This window comes from Nocardioides guangzhouensis (assembly GCF_004519545.1).
GTDB classification, from domain to species: Bacteria; Actinomycetota; Actinomycetes; order Propionibacteriales; family Nocardioidaceae; genus Nocardioides; species Nocardioides guangzhouensis.
Map to the genome: position 1 here is coordinate 1 of NZ_SDKM01000066.1, position 13,069 is coordinate 13,069.

The window sequence follows — 13,069 nt, forward strand, 5'->3', positions numbered from 1 at the left end:
CCACCGGCGCGGCCGCCGGGCCCGCCGGGACCGGAGCCGAACGCGGCCGGGGACTTCGGCATCATCGCCGGGTTCGGGCGCGGCATGCCGGGACGACCCGGCGCACCGCCACCGGCCGGCGGACGGGGCGGACGCTGGTCGCCTCCGGCACCGCCGGCGCCACCGGGGCGCTCGCCGCCGGGCGCGGGCCGGCGGCCCATGCCCTGGCTGGACGAGAACGGGTTGTTGCCCGGGCGCGGAGCTCCGGGACGGCCCACCGGGCGCGGCGCCGGCGCCTTGGGCGTCGGCGAGGCCGGGGTCGCCTTGGCGGCCGGGGCCTCCGGCTGCGCGGGCGGCTTCGGGCCCGGCTTGGGACCGGGCTTGGGGCCGGGGCGGGCGGCCGGGGCGGCCGGGGCGGCCGGAGCAGCCGCGGCGGGCGCCTCGGCCGGGGCCGCCGGCTGCTCGGCCGGCTTCTCCGCCGTCTTCTCAGCCGTCTTCTCGGCCGGCTTGGGGGCCGGCTTCTCCGCAGGCTCGGCGTCGACCTGGGGCTCCGCGGCCTTCGGGGCCGGGACAGCCTTGGCAGGCGCCTTCTTCTCCGGCGCGGGAGGAGCGGCGTCGGCAGCTGCCTTGAGCTGCTCGCCGTACTCCTTCTTGAACCTCATTGCGACCGGGGGCTCCACGGTCGACGAGGCAGACTTGACGAACTCGCCCATCTCCTTCAGCTTCTCGAGAACGAACTTGCTCTCGACGCCGAACTCCTTGGCGAGCTCATGTACTCGGGGCTTGGCCACGCTTCTCCTTCTGGCCCGAGCCCCGGTCTCCCCGGACGGGGAGGGGGTGATTCGGACCGCTAGTGGTTGTGCATGCTCATCGGGAGGTACTCATCGAGTGCTCATGAGCTGCTGCTCCAGTTCCTGTCGGTGAATCACTGTCATGTCGGCGAGATGCCCAGGTAGTCCCCCACCGGTGTGCTGGGGAGTCCCCGCTCGAGCCGGAGGGCTCGGGCGAAGGCCCGTCTGCGCACCGCGAGGTCGTAGCAGGCGGCCGTGGGGTGCAGGTGCGCCCCGCGGCCGGGCATCGTGGCGGTGGGATCGGGGACGACGGCGGCGCCGTGCGCATCCGAGCCGGCCACGACCCGCAGCAACTCGCTCTTCGCGGCCCGCTCCCGGCAACCGATGCAGGTCCTGACCGGTCCCGCGGGTGCGGTGGGGTCAGGGCAGGCGTCTGTGTCGGGTGTGCGAACCACTGCAGTGCAGTCTACCGGGTCCCGCCACCGGATTCCGAACCGGGAGGGCCGCTAGCGTGAGCACATGCCCTCAGCGGACCCCACCGCCGGCCCGCGGGCGGACCGACCGACCGGGCGACCGACGGCCCGGTGGTACGACGGCTTCGCCGGGGCCGCGCTCGACGCGACGGTCTGGCTGCCGCACTACCTTCCGGCCTGGTCGTCGCGCGCGGAGGCCGCGGCGGCGTACCACCTCTCCAACGGAGCGCTGGTCCTCGACATTCCCGTGGACCACCCCCACTGGTGCGCGGGCGACCACGAGCCACCGCTGCGGGTGAGCGGCCTGCAGACCGGCAGCTTCTCCGGCCCGGTCGGCAGCACGATCGGCCAGCAGCCGTTCCGCGACGGACTGACCGTGCGCGAGGAGCAGCCCCGGTTCGAGGGCCTGCTCGTCGACGGCGGCCGGGTCGAGGTCCGGTGCCGGGCGGACCTGTCGCCCCGCTCGATGGCCTCGCTGTGGATGGTCGGCTTCGAGGACCGGCCGGAACGGTGTGGCGAGATCTGTGTGGTCGAGGTGTTCGGCCGGTCGGTCCGCGACGGCACGGCCGAGATCGGCTGCGGTCTGCACGCCTTCCGCGACCCCGACCTGGTCGAGGACTTCGCGGCACCGCGGCTGCCGGTCGACGTCAGCGACTGGCACACCTACGCCGTCACGTGGGACCGCGCCGAGGCGGTGTTCACGGTGGACGGCCCCGAGGCGCGTCGCTGCCCGCACCCGCCGACGTACCCGCTGCAGCTGATGCTGGCGGTCTTCGACTTCCCGGAGTGGTCGGTCGGCGACGACGACCACCTGGTGCCGTCGCTGACCGTCGACCACGTCTCCTGGACGCCGGCGTCGCCCGGCGCGACCGGCTAGGCCTCGTCCGAGCGGATGTCGATCCGCCACCCGGTCAGCCGGGCGGCGAGGCGGGCGTTCTGGCCCTCCTTGCCGATCGCCAGCGACAGCTGGAAGTCCGGCACCACGACCCGGGCGGACCGGGCCTCGGCCGAGACCACCTCCACCGAGGTGACCTGCGCCGGGGACAGCGCGTTCGCGACCAGCCTGGCCGGGTCGTCGGACCAGTCGACGATGTCGATCTTCTCGCCGTGCAGCTCCGACATCACGTTGCGGACCCGCTGACCCATGGGACCGATGCAGGAGCCCTTCGCGTTGACGCCGGGAACCCGGGAGCGGACCGCGATCTTGGTCCGGTGGCCGGCCTCGCGGGCGATGGCCGCGATCTCCACGGTGCCGTCGGCGATCTCGGGGACCTCGAGGGCGAACAGCTTCTTCACGAGGTTCGGGTGGGTCCGCGAGAGCGTGACCTGCGGGCCACGCATGCCCTTGCGCACGGAGACCACCATGCACTTGATCCGCTCGCCGTGGGCGTAGTTCTCGCCCGGGACCCGCTCGCCGAGCGGCAGGATCGCCTCGAGCTTGCCGAGGTCGACGAGGACGTCGTCGGGGTTACGGCCCTGCTGGATGACACCGGAGACGATGTCCCCCTCCTTGCCGGAGAACTCGCCGAACTTGATGTCGTCCTCGGCGTCCCGCAGCCGCTGCAGCATGATCTGCTTCGCGGTGGTGGCCGCGATCCGGCCGAAGCCCTCGGGGGTGTCGTCATACTCCCCGACCTTGGTGCCCTCGTCGTCGAGCTCCGCTGCGTAGACCGTCACGTGCCCGGTCTTCTGGTCGAGCTCGACGCGCGCGTCGGCCTGGGCGCCCGGCGTCTTGTGGTACGCCGTCAGGAGGGCCTGCTCGATGGCCTCCACCAGGACGCTGAACTTGATCTCCTTCTCCTGCTCGAGCATGCGGAGAATGCTGAGGTCGATGTCCATCACGCCTCCTTCGACGCGGGTCGGTTGAACTCGATCTGGACGCGGGCCTTGGCGATGTCGGCGTAGGCGAGCTCGCGCTCGGTGCCGTCGACGTCGAGGACCACCGACTCGTCCGTGCTGCGGCCGATCCGGCCCTGGACCTCGCCGCCCTCGGCCAGCGCCACCTTCACCAGGCGCGACTCGTTGCGCCGCCAGTGCCGGGGCAGGGTCAGCGGGCGGTCCACGCCACGCGAGGTGACCTCGAGCGTGTAGGGGTGCTCCCCCATCGCGTCGGAGGCGTCGAGCACCGAGGAGATCTCCCGGGTGGCCTCGGCGACGTCGTCCAGGGTGACCCCGCCGTCCTTGTCGACCGCGATGCGCAGGACGCGGCGCTTGCCTGCGGGCGTCAGCTCCACCGCCTCGACGTCGAGGCCGAGCGCGGACAAGGGGCCGAGGAGCTCGTTCTCGATGCGATCCCTGGTGGCGTCCGACTTGGCGCTGCTCACGGGTTCCGACCTCCTTGTGCTGTTGTCGCGACAACCTTAGCGGCTGTGCGGAGCCGCTCCGACCGGGCGTTAGAGTTCCCCGCGTGCCGCTCCCCCCGACCCTGCTCGCGCACCCGGTGCGACGTCGTACGACGCTCGCCGCTGCGCCGCTGCTGGCGCTCGCCGGCTGCCGCTGGGGGCCTGAGGACGAGGGCGACGACCAGCCGGCACCGGCTCCGACCGCGACGACCGGCGCGGCGCCCGACGACGACGTCCAGCTCGCCGGCGAGGCGCTCGCCGCGACCGAACGGGCTGCCGCCCTGGTGACCGCCGTGTCCAGCGGACACCCGGGCCTCTCGGCGGCTCTCGACGAGGTGGCCGCGATGCACGAGGCGCACGCCGACCTGCTCGCCGAGACCGGCGAGTCGACGGGTGAGCCGTCGCTGCCGGCGGTCCCCGCGAAACCGGCCCCGGCGCTGGCCCTGGTACTGACCGAGGAGCGCGCCCTGCAGGAGACCCTGACCACCGCGGCCGGGTCCGCGGCCAGCGGGCCGTTCGCCCGCGCCCTTGCCTCGATGGCCGCCGCGGTCGCGCAGCGCCGGGTCGTGCTGGCCGCGCTCCAGAAGGGTGGCACCGCATGACGGACACCGTCGCCGAGGTGGCCGCGCTGCAGGAGGCGCTGGCCGGGGAGCACGCGGCCGTCTGGGTGTACGGCGTGCTCGGGGGGCAGTCGTCACGGTCGAAGACCCCTTCCCTCTTCCGGGAGGTCGACGCGGCCTACGGGGCACACCGGGGGCGACGCGACCTGCTCGAGCGGACCATCCGGGACCTGGGCGCCGACCCGGTCGCCTCGGAGGTGGCCTACGAGCTGCCGAACCGGGTCGGGAACCCCCGCCAGGTCGAGGCGGCGGCCCTGCTGACCGAACAGCGGTGTGCGGCGATCTACGCCGACGTGGTGGCACGGACGACCGGGAACCGGCGGCGGATCGCGACCGGTGCGTTGACCGAGACAGCGGTCCGCCAGCTCGGGCTCCGGGGGAGCCCCGAGATCTTCCCCGGAGCCGGCGAGCTGGCGGACCGCTGAATCCGGACCCGGCCATCACGGGTCCGAGGGTTCCCCCGCCTGGTCAGCAGCAGGCGGGGGCCACCCGGTCGGCGGGCCCGAGCCCCGCTGGGAAAGATCATTCCTTACATGGACCTGCAATCCCTAGTGGATTCCGCTGCAGGTTCTCGCGTTGCACAAACCTGCAAAAGTTGGTCGGTCGGAGCACCCGATCAGGACCAGGCGCGGACCACGTCGTGCACCTGGGACAGCCGGTGCACCACCGCGTCGGGCGTGCCCTCGGTGTGACCGACCTGACCCGCCGGGATGGTGCTGTGCGGGACGTGGATCGCGCGCAGCCCGGCCGAGTGCGCGCCGTACACGTCGTCGAACAGGCGGTCCCCGACGTACACGCAGCGCGCGGGGTCGGTGACCCCGACCGCTGCCATCGCGGCCCGGAACGCGTGCACGCTCGGCTTGGTCCACGGGATCTCGGAGGTGTAGACGTCGCCGTCGATCAGGTGGTCGACGCCGTCGCGGCGGAAGTAGCCGACGTGCCAGTCCCGCGGCCAGATCGTGTTCGACAGCACGCCGACCCGGACACCGTCCGCGCGCAGCGCCTCCCACAGCGGGCCGACGTCCGGGTCGGTCGCGGTGTGCGGCAGCCAGAACTGGTAGTAGGCGTCGAGCAGGTCCGGGTCGTGCTCGAGCCCCGCCTCGGTGAAGAGGTCTGCGACCGTCGCGCTCCGCTGCTGGTCGCGGCTCCTCCCCCAGATCGCGTCACCGGCGGCGTGCAGCCGCGCGGCGTTGACCGGGTGGTCGTCGTCCGAGGCGTTCGCCACCGCCTGCGCGAGCGCCAGCGACTCCGCGTGGAAGTCGACGTCGTGCCAGCGGGTGAGCGTGCCGCCCCAGTCGAAGATGACCGCCTCGACGCCACCCCGTGCGCGTGTTCCCACGATCAGCCGCGGACGATCCCGGTCAGGGTCGCGGCCGCCTCGCCCACCGGGACCTCCTGCCGCTCGCCGCTGCGACGGTCCTTGACCTCGACGTTGCCGTCGGCGAGGCCGCGGCCGACGGTGACGATCGTGGGTACGCCGATCAGCTCGGCGTCCTTGAACTTCACGCCGGGGCTGACCTTGGGCCGGTCGTCGTAGATCACGTCCAGGCCCGCCGCGGTCAGCTCGTCCGACAGGGCCGCCGCGGCCTCGAAGACCGCCTCGTCCTTGCCGGTGGCCACCACGTGCACGTCGGCGGGCGCGATCTCGCGCGGCCAGCACAGGCCGAGCTCGTCGTTGTTGCCCTCGGCGATCGCGGCCACGGCACGGGTGACGCCGATGCCGTAGGAGCCCATGGTCACCGTGACCAGCTTGCCGTTCTCGTCGAGCACCCGGAGGTCCAGCGCCTCGGCGAACCAGCGGCCGAGCTGGAAGATGTGGCCCATCTCGATGCCGCGCGCCGTCTCCAGGACGCCTTCGTCGCAGTTCGGGCAGGGGTCGCCGTCCCTCACGTCCGCGGCCTCGATGGTGCCGTCCGCGGTGAAGTCGCGGCCGACGACCAGGTCGATCACGTGGCTGCCGTGGACGTTGGCGCCGGTCACCCAGCGCGTGCCCTCGGAGACCCGGGGGTCCACCACGTAGCGGATCCCCGAGGCCGACTCCTCGCCGAGCGCGGCCGGGCCGATGTAGCCCTTGACCAGGGCCTCGTGCTTCTTCATCTCGACGTCGTCCATCGGCTCGACCTCGATCGGCTCGAGCTGGCCCTCGAGGCGCTTCTGGTCCACCTCGCGGTCACCGGGAAGGCCGATCGCGAGCGGCTCGCGGGTGCCGTCGGGGTGCTTGAGGACGACCAGGACGTTCTTCAGCGTGTCGCCGGCCTCCCAGGGCCGGTCCTCGCGCGGGAACGTCTCGTTGAGGTGGTCGACCAGGGTCTCGATGGTCGGGGTGTCGGGGGTGTCCTCGGCGTGGGCCGCGGGGGCGTTGTCGTACGGCACGGGCGCGGGAGCCCGCACGGTCACCGCCTCGACGTTGGCGGCGTAGTCGCAATGCGTGCAGCGGACGTAGGTGTCCTCGCCGACGTCGGCCTTGGCCAGGAACTCCTCGGACTTCGAGCCGCCCATCGCCCCGCTGGTCGCCTTGACGATCGCGTAGTCGAAGCCGAGGCGGTCGAAGGTGCGGATGTAGGCCTCGCGGTGCGCGGCGTACGAGCGGTCGAGGCCCTCGTCGGTGGTGTCGAAGGAGTAGGAGTCCTTCATGATGAACTCGCGGCCGCGGAGCACGCCGGCGCGGGGACGCGCCTCGTCGCGGTACTTGGTCTGGATCTGGTAGAGCCAGACCGGGAGGTCCTTGTAGGAGGAGTACATGTCCTTCACCGCGAGCGTGAACATCTCTTCGTGGGTGGGCCCGAGGAGGTAGTCGCCGCCCTTGCGGTCGTGGAGCCGGAAGATGCCGTCGCCGTACGTCGTCCAGCGGTTGCTCGCCTCGTAGGGCTCGCGCGGGAGCAGCGCCGGGAACGACAGCTCCTGGGCGCCGATCGCGTTCATCTCCTCGCGGATGATCCGCTCCACGTTGCGCAGCACCCGCAGGCCCAGTGGCAGCCAGGTGTAGATGCCCGGGGCGGCACGGCGGATGTAGCCGGCGCGGACCAGCAGCCGGTGGCTCGGCACCTCGGCGTCGGCGGGGTCGTCGCGGAGGGTGCGGACGAACAGCTGGGACATGCGCAGGATCATGCGGAGAAGGCTACTTGTGGGGTGCCCCCGGGCACGAAGCGGTTTCAGCCGCGGGCGACCTTGAGGGCCGCGCGGATCAGCGGGAGCTGGACCGGCAGCCGCGCGAGCGTGGCGCGCTGGTACGTCGTGTTGCGGGTCTTCTGCGCGTCCGCGGCCTGCTTCACGTTGCCCGGGAAGACCAGCACCAGCAGCGCGGCGCTCGCCCAGCCGGCGGCCCTGCGGGTCCGCGGGTGCAGGATCCCGGCCGCGCACGCCAGCTCGGCGACGCCGCTGGCCAGGATGATCTCCCGGTGCTTCGGCAGCGTCTCGGGCATCAGCGGCTCGAACACCTCCGGCTTCACCAGGTGGGTGATGCCGCTGACCGTGAAGGCGGTGACCAGGCCGAGCGTGTCCTTGGGGATGTCCACGTCCCGACCCTAGGGCACCCCCGCGGGCGCCCGCCCTCACTCCGGCGGCAGGCCGTGCCCTCGCGCGGCGTACAGGTCGAGCACCTGCTGTCGGGGGATGACCCCGCAGCGGGCGGCCCAGGCGTCGTACCTCGCGGCCAGGTCGGCGACCACGTCCGGGTGCCGGCCGGAGAGGTCGTGCTGCTCGGCCCGGTCCCGCTCGATGTCGTAGAGCTCCCAGTCCCCGTCGTGCTTGCGCACCAGCTTCCACCGCCCGGACCGGATCGCGGCATTGCCCTCGTGCTCCCAGAACAGCTCGCGCGGCTGGGTCTCCTGACCTCGCAGCGCGGGCAGCATGCTCACCCCCTCGGCGGGCGGGACCCGGTGCCCGTCGCGCTCGGGCGGCCACGCGGCGCCCGTCGCGTCGAGCAGGGTCGGCAGCACGTCGACGAGCTGGTACGGCGTCCGCACGAGCTCCGGCGCGTCGCGCAGGCCGTCCGGCCACCGCACCACCAGCGGCGTCGCGATCCCGCCCTCGTGCACCCAGTGCTTGTACTCCCGGAACGGCGTGTTGGACAGGTGTGCCCAGCTGCGTCCGTAGCTCTGGTAGGTCGCCTCCGGGCCGGGGTCGAGGCCCGGGACGTTGCCGGGCACGACCCGGTCGCCCTCGCGGGTCTCCCCCTTGATCGGCACGAACGCGGTCACGAACTCCTCGACCGACTCCGGCGGCATCTCCTCGGCGCAGCCGCCGTTGTCGGAGAGGAAGACGACGATGGTGTTGTCGAGACGTCCGGTCTCCTCGAGCGCGGTGAGGACCCGGCCGATGCCCTGGTCCATGCGGTCGACCTGGGCGGCGTAGGTCTGCATGCGCCGGGCCTCCCAGTCCTTCCCCGTCCGACCCTCCCAGCCGGGGACCCGCGGGTCGCGCTCGGCCATCGCGGTGCCGGGCTCCAGGACGCCCTCCTGGACCAGCCGCGCCAGCCGCTCCTCGCGGAGCAGGTACCAGCCGGCGTCGTACACGCCGTCGTACTTCGCGATGTCCTCCTCGTGCGCGTGCAGGGGCCAGTGCGGCGCGGTGTAGGCGAGGTAGAGGAAGAGCGGGTCGTGAGGGCGGTCCCGGTGGTGCCCGGCCACGAAGTCGACGGCCGCGTCGGAGATCGCGTCGGTGTAGAAGAAGTCGGGCCGTTCCCCTTCCTCCTCGACGTTCTCCTCGTCGCGGGTGAGGGTGCGCGGCTGGTAGAAGCTGCCGGCTCCCTCGAGGGTGCCGAAGAACCGGTCGAAGCCGCGCCGGGTCGGCCAGCTCGGGCTGGGCCGGTCCATCTGGCTGGAGAGGTGCCACTTGCCCGACAGGTACGTCGCGTAGCCGGCCGCGCCCAGCGCCTCGGCGATGGTCACCGACTCCGGGGACAGGTCGCCCGGGTAGCCGTCGGGGCTGTCGTCGAAGTTCAGGATGCCGACGCCGACCTGGTGCGGGTGCAGCCCGGTGAGCAGGCTGGCCCGGGACGGGCTGCACCGCGCCGTGTTGTAGAACTGCGTGAACCGCACCCCCTCGCGGGCCAGCCGGTCGATGTTCGGGGTGGCGATCTCGCCCCCGTAGCAGCCGACGTCGCTGAACCCCATGTCGTCGGCCAGCACGAGGACGACGTCGGGACGGTCCGAGGGGACGGTCATCGCGCGACCAGCTCCTCGCGGCGGACCGCCTCGGCGACCGGTTCGGGGGCCCGCAGGTCGCGGCGGTGGGTCTCCGGGAGGAAGGCGAGCGCGACCAGGCTGACCGCCGCCATCGCCATCACGTAGACCGCGGCCGGCCAGGACTCCCCGGACGCCTGGGCGACCAGCCAGGTGCAGATGGCCGGGGCCACGGCGCCGGAGGGCAGCACGCCGAGCTGGTAGACCGTCGACATGCCGCTGTAGCGGACACGGGTCGGGAAGAGCTCGGCGAACAGCGCGCCCTCGGGGCCGAACATCGTGCACGCGGCCAGGCCCCAGCCGACCACCACGGCGACGGTGACAAGCCAGGGCTCGGCGGTGTCGACCAGCCAGAAGACCGGGAACGCGCTCACGAACGCGAGGGTTGCGCCGGCCGCGAAGACCGGGCGGCGGCCGACCCGGTCGGAGAGCCGGGCGGAGCCGAGGATCACGAAGAACCCGACCACCGCGGCCACCAGCAGCGCGTCGAGGATCACCGTGGGCGCCAGCGCCAGGGTCGCGACGTACGCGACGAGGAAGGCGTTGTAGACGTTGAAGGTCACGCTCTCGGAGATCCGGGCGCCCATGCCGAGCAGGGTGGCCTTCGGGTGCTTCACCAGCGCCTCGAACGCCGGCAGCTTCGCGCGGTCGTCGTTGACGACCACCTCGCGGAACGCCTCGGGCTCGGTGATCCGAAGCCGGATGAACAGGCCGATCGCGACCAGCACGATGCTGAACAGGAACGGCAGCCGCCAGGCCCACTCGACCAGCGCGTCGTTGCCGAGCGAGTCCAGGAAGCGGACCGAGGCGGTCGAGAGCAGCAGGCCGATCGGCACGCCGAGCTGCGGCCAGCTGCTGAACCAGCCGCGTCGGCCCTCTGGCGCGTGCTCGACGCAGAGGAGCACGGCGCCGCCCCACTCGCCGCCGAGCCCGATGCCCTGGAGCATGCGGAGCGTCACCAGCAGGATCGGGGCGGCGATGCCGATCGAGGCGTAGGTCGGCAGCAGGCCCATCGCGAACGTCGCCAGGCCCATGATCATCATCGTCACGACCAGCATCGGCTTGCGTCCGAGGCGGTCGCCGAGGTGGCCGAAGATCACGCCGCCGAGGGGCCGGGTGATGAAGCCGGCCGCGAACGTCGCGAACGCCAGCAGCTCACCGGTGACCGGGTCCTTGCTGGGGAAGAACTCCGTGGCGAAGACCAGGCCGGCCATCGTCCCGTAGAGGAAGAAGTCGTACCACTCGACCACCGACCCGATCAGGGACGCCGCGGCGACCCTCCGGATGGGGACCTCTCGACCGTCGACCACGACCGCCTTGCTCATGTGCACTCCCGAGATTAGAACAACAGTAAGTCGCTCGTATTAGATCATTCAGAGTCGGGATGTCCAGCACCGCGTCCGGGACGCGTCAGAACATGACGGTCGAGAACCGCGCGGTCTCCCGGAAGCCGGCCTTCTCGTAGGCACGCCGCGCGGAGAGGTTGAACTCGTTGACGTACAGCGAGGCGACCGGGGCGATCTCGCGGCGCACGGCGTCGACCACGGCGGCCATGCCGGCGGCGCCGAGGCCCTCCCCACGGCGGTCCGGGTCGACGTAGACACCCTGGATCTGCGCGGCGTACGGCGAGACGCAGCCGACCTCGGCCTTGAACAGCACCCGTCCGTCCTCGATCCGGGCGAACTGCCAGCCCTTCGAGATCAGCTGCTGGACCCGTGCGCGGTAGAAGCTGCCGCCCCCGCCGTACTCCGGCGAGATGCCGAGCTCCTCGGTGTAGAAGTCGACGCAGGCCGGGTAGACGACGTCGAACTCCGCCATCGTCGTACGCCGGACGGCCGGGTCGGGCGGCACCGCCGGCGGCCCGTCGATCTGCAGGTGCGGCTGCCCGAGGCGCAGCTCGCGCGGCGCTCCCCAGGAGTCGACCAGGCACCGCCAGAGGCCCTCGACCGCCGGCTGCGGGCCGACGATCGACGCGACCCCGCGCCGGGGTCCGCTGGCCCGGTCGGCGAACGCCGCGATGTCGTCCGGCCCAGCCTGGACGGGCACCAGGTTCGCGCCGACGTGGCAGGCCGAGACCATCCGCCCGTCGACGAACCGGCCCCACACCTCGCCGCCGAGCCAGCGCCGGTCCAGCCGGGTGGTGCGGGCGCGGTAGTCGACGAACACGTTGACCACCGGGTCGGCCTCGGCCAGGGCGAGGAACTCGGTGAGGTCGGAGGTGGAGAGCACGTGCACGCCCTCCCGGGTGGTCAGCACGCTCGGACTCTAGCCCGTGCCCGGGTCCCCGTTCGCGGTCCGCAGCGGCGAGGTCCATGCCACCGCCACCGCGACCAGGGACGCGCACCCGAACGCGACCAGCGCGGGCCGCAGCCCGAGCCCGTGCACGGCGAGGCCCGCGAGGAAGGCACCGCCGGTCCAGCCCATCCCCCACGAGAGCATCCGGCCGGCCGTGTTCACGCGCCCGAGGAGGTGCTCGGGGGTCACCTGCTGGCGGTAGGTGATCGAGTTGATCGCGACCATCGTGTAGGCCACCGACCATCCGATCATCAGCAGCCCGGCCACCCACCAGGTCTCCTGCAGCAGCACCGCGAACCACAGGGCCGCGTTGACCGGCAGCGCGACCAGCGCGATCCGGGCCGGGCTGACGAACCGCACCAGGCGGGGCAGCGCCAGCGACGCCGCCAGCGAGCCCACCGCCCACGCGGCGTACACCGCGCCGAACCGCCAGCCCTCGGTCCCGAGCCCGAGCACCCGGTCCACCCACACGACGTACAGCGCCATGAAGCCGCCGCCACCCACGCACTGCAGGAACCCGATGATCGTCATCGTGCGCACCCCGGGGTGGTGGACCAGGTAGTCGATGCCCTCGCCGATGTCGCGGAAGACCTGGCGGACGGTGAGCGCGGCGCGGGCCCGGGTCGCGTCGTACATCGGGCGGTGGATGCCGGCCAGCAGCATCGCCGAGAGCGCGAACGTGGCGGCGTCGAAGCCCAGCAGCCAGGCCGGGTGCACGAACGCGAGCAGTACCCCGACCAGCGACGGGACCACGATCTCGATGACGCTCTGCAGGCTCCAGACGTAGGAGTTCGCGGCGGCGATCCGGTCCCGGCCGACCAGCATCGGGACCGCGCCGAAGACCGCACCGTCGAAGAACACGCCGATGGTCGGGCCGAGGAACGCCACCGCCAGCACGTGCGGGACGCGGACCTCCGCGAACACGTGCGCCAGCGGGATCGTCAGCAGCAGCGCGGTCGAGGCGAGGTCCGCGGCGATCATCACCTTCTTGCGGTTCCACCGGTCGGTGAGCGCACCGGCGAACAGCCCGAACACGAGGTACGGCGCGGCCTCGCACGCGGCCACCAGCGCGGTCAGCGAGGCGCTGTCGCTGGCCCGGTAGACGAGCACCGGGAGCGCGAGCAGCGTGGCCACGTTGCCGGCGCCGCTCAGCATCCGGCCGACCAGGTAGCGCAGGAACTCCGGGTCACGCAACAACCCGCCCGGCGCGGTCTCCCGCCGCTCCCCCGTCGTGCTCACCGCGTGATCGTACGGCGCGGCCCCGCATCGCTGGTTGAGGAGGGCGAGGAACGAGCCCGTCTCGAAACCACCCAGCCGACTCCGGTTGTTGAGGAGGGCGAGGAACGAGCCCGTCTCGAAACCACCCGCACCGCAAGGACGGTCAAG

The 13,069-nt window shown here is 72.5% G+C and carries 14 protein-coding genes; 3 read left to right on the top strand and 11 right to left on the bottom strand.

The window, feature by feature from the left end; all coding sequences use genetic code 11:
• Both EKO23_RS23485 and EKO23_RS26565 read right to left on the bottom strand, forming a co-directional pair.
• A partial coding sequence (locus EKO23_RS23485; RefSeq protein ID WP_175582737.1) for a translation initiation factor IF-2 N-terminal domain-containing protein occupies positions 1-770 on the bottom strand: 770 nt, incomplete at its 3' end.
• Positions 771-910: 140 nt separating this feature from the next.
• Positions 911-1,225, bottom strand: coding sequence for a YlxR family protein (locus EKO23_RS26565; protein WP_134720917.1), 315 nt, complete (start codon positions 1,223-1,225; stop codon positions 911-913).
• A 64-nt stretch (positions 1,226-1,289) separates the two neighbouring features.
• On the opposite strand from EKO23_RS26565, the gene EKO23_RS23495 reads away from it, so the two are divergent.
• Complete coding sequence (locus EKO23_RS23495; protein WP_134720918.1) at positions 1,290-2,120, top strand: glycoside hydrolase family 16 protein; 831 nt, start codon at positions 1,290-1,292, stop codon at positions 2,118-2,120.
• Here the strand turns inward: EKO23_RS23495 and nusA are convergent.
• The gene (gene nusA / locus EKO23_RS23500) at positions 2,117-3,082 is read right to left on the bottom strand and encodes a transcription termination factor NusA (protein ID WP_134720919.1); all 966 of its coding nucleotides are present in this window, start codon (positions 3,080-3,082) and stop codon (positions 2,117-2,119) included. The two genes, EKO23_RS23495 and nusA, sit on opposite strands and share 4 nt — an antisense overlap.
• Complete coding sequence (rimP, locus tag EKO23_RS23505; RefSeq protein ID WP_134720920.1) at positions 3,082-3,567, bottom strand: ribosome maturation factor RimP; 486 nt, start codon at positions 3,565-3,567, stop codon at positions 3,082-3,084. Before rimP ends, nusA begins: the two co-directional genes overlap by 1 nt.
• An 83-nt stretch (positions 3,568-3,650) precedes the next feature.
• Between rimP and EKO23_RS23510 the strand changes: the two genes are divergently transcribed.
• Both EKO23_RS23510 and EKO23_RS23515 read left to right on the top strand, forming a co-directional pair.
• Complete coding sequence (locus EKO23_RS23510) at positions 3,651-4,187, top strand: hypothetical protein (RefSeq protein ID WP_134720921.1); 537 nt, start codon at positions 3,651-3,653, stop codon at positions 4,185-4,187.
• Positions 4,184-4,630: a ferritin-like domain-containing protein gene (locus tag EKO23_RS23515; RefSeq protein WP_134720922.1), complete on the top strand. Its 447-nt coding sequence runs from the start codon at positions 4,184-4,186 to the stop codon at positions 4,628-4,630. Before EKO23_RS23510 ends, EKO23_RS23515 begins: the two co-directional genes overlap by 4 nt.
• A 191-nt stretch (positions 4,631-4,821) precedes the next feature.
• On the opposite strand, the gene EKO23_RS23520 is transcribed toward EKO23_RS23515, so the two are convergent.
• From EKO23_RS23520 to EKO23_RS23550, 7 genes are all read right to left on the bottom strand, one after another.
• Positions 4,822-5,544 (bottom strand): HAD family hydrolase, encoded by a 723-nt coding sequence (locus EKO23_RS23520; protein WP_134720923.1) that lies wholly within the window; start codon positions 5,542-5,544, stop codon positions 4,822-4,824.
• 2 nt (positions 5,545-5,546) lie between these two features.
• On the bottom strand, positions 5,547-7,313 hold the full coding sequence (locus EKO23_RS23525) for a proline--tRNA ligase (protein WP_134720924.1): 1,767 nt from the start codon (positions 7,311-7,313) through the stop codon (positions 5,547-5,549).
• 44 nt (positions 7,314-7,357) lie between these two features.
• The gene (locus EKO23_RS23530) at positions 7,358-7,720 is read right to left on the bottom strand and encodes a DoxX family protein (RefSeq protein WP_134720925.1); all 363 of its coding nucleotides are present in this window, start codon (positions 7,718-7,720) and stop codon (positions 7,358-7,360) included.
• A 36-nt stretch (positions 7,721-7,756) separates the two neighbouring features.
• Entirely contained in the window at positions 7,757-9,370 is a 1,614-nt protein-coding gene (locus tag EKO23_RS23535; RefSeq protein WP_134720926.1) for an arylsulfatase, read from the bottom strand.
• On the bottom strand, positions 9,367-10,713 hold the full coding sequence (locus EKO23_RS23540; protein ID WP_134720927.1) for an MFS transporter: 1,347 nt from the start codon (positions 10,711-10,713) through the stop codon (positions 9,367-9,369). The genes EKO23_RS23535 and EKO23_RS23540 overlap by 4 nt, the downstream gene beginning before the upstream one ends.
• 85 nt (positions 10,714-10,798) lie before the next feature.
• Entirely contained in the window at positions 10,799-11,644 is an 846-nt protein-coding gene (locus tag EKO23_RS23545; protein ID WP_134720928.1) for a GNAT family N-acetyltransferase, read from the bottom strand.
• A 9-nt stretch (positions 11,645-11,653) separates the two neighbouring features.
• Positions 11,654-13,069: MFS transporter (locus EKO23_RS23550; RefSeq protein WP_134720929.1), on the bottom strand; the 1,416-nt coding region annotated here is incomplete at its 5' end.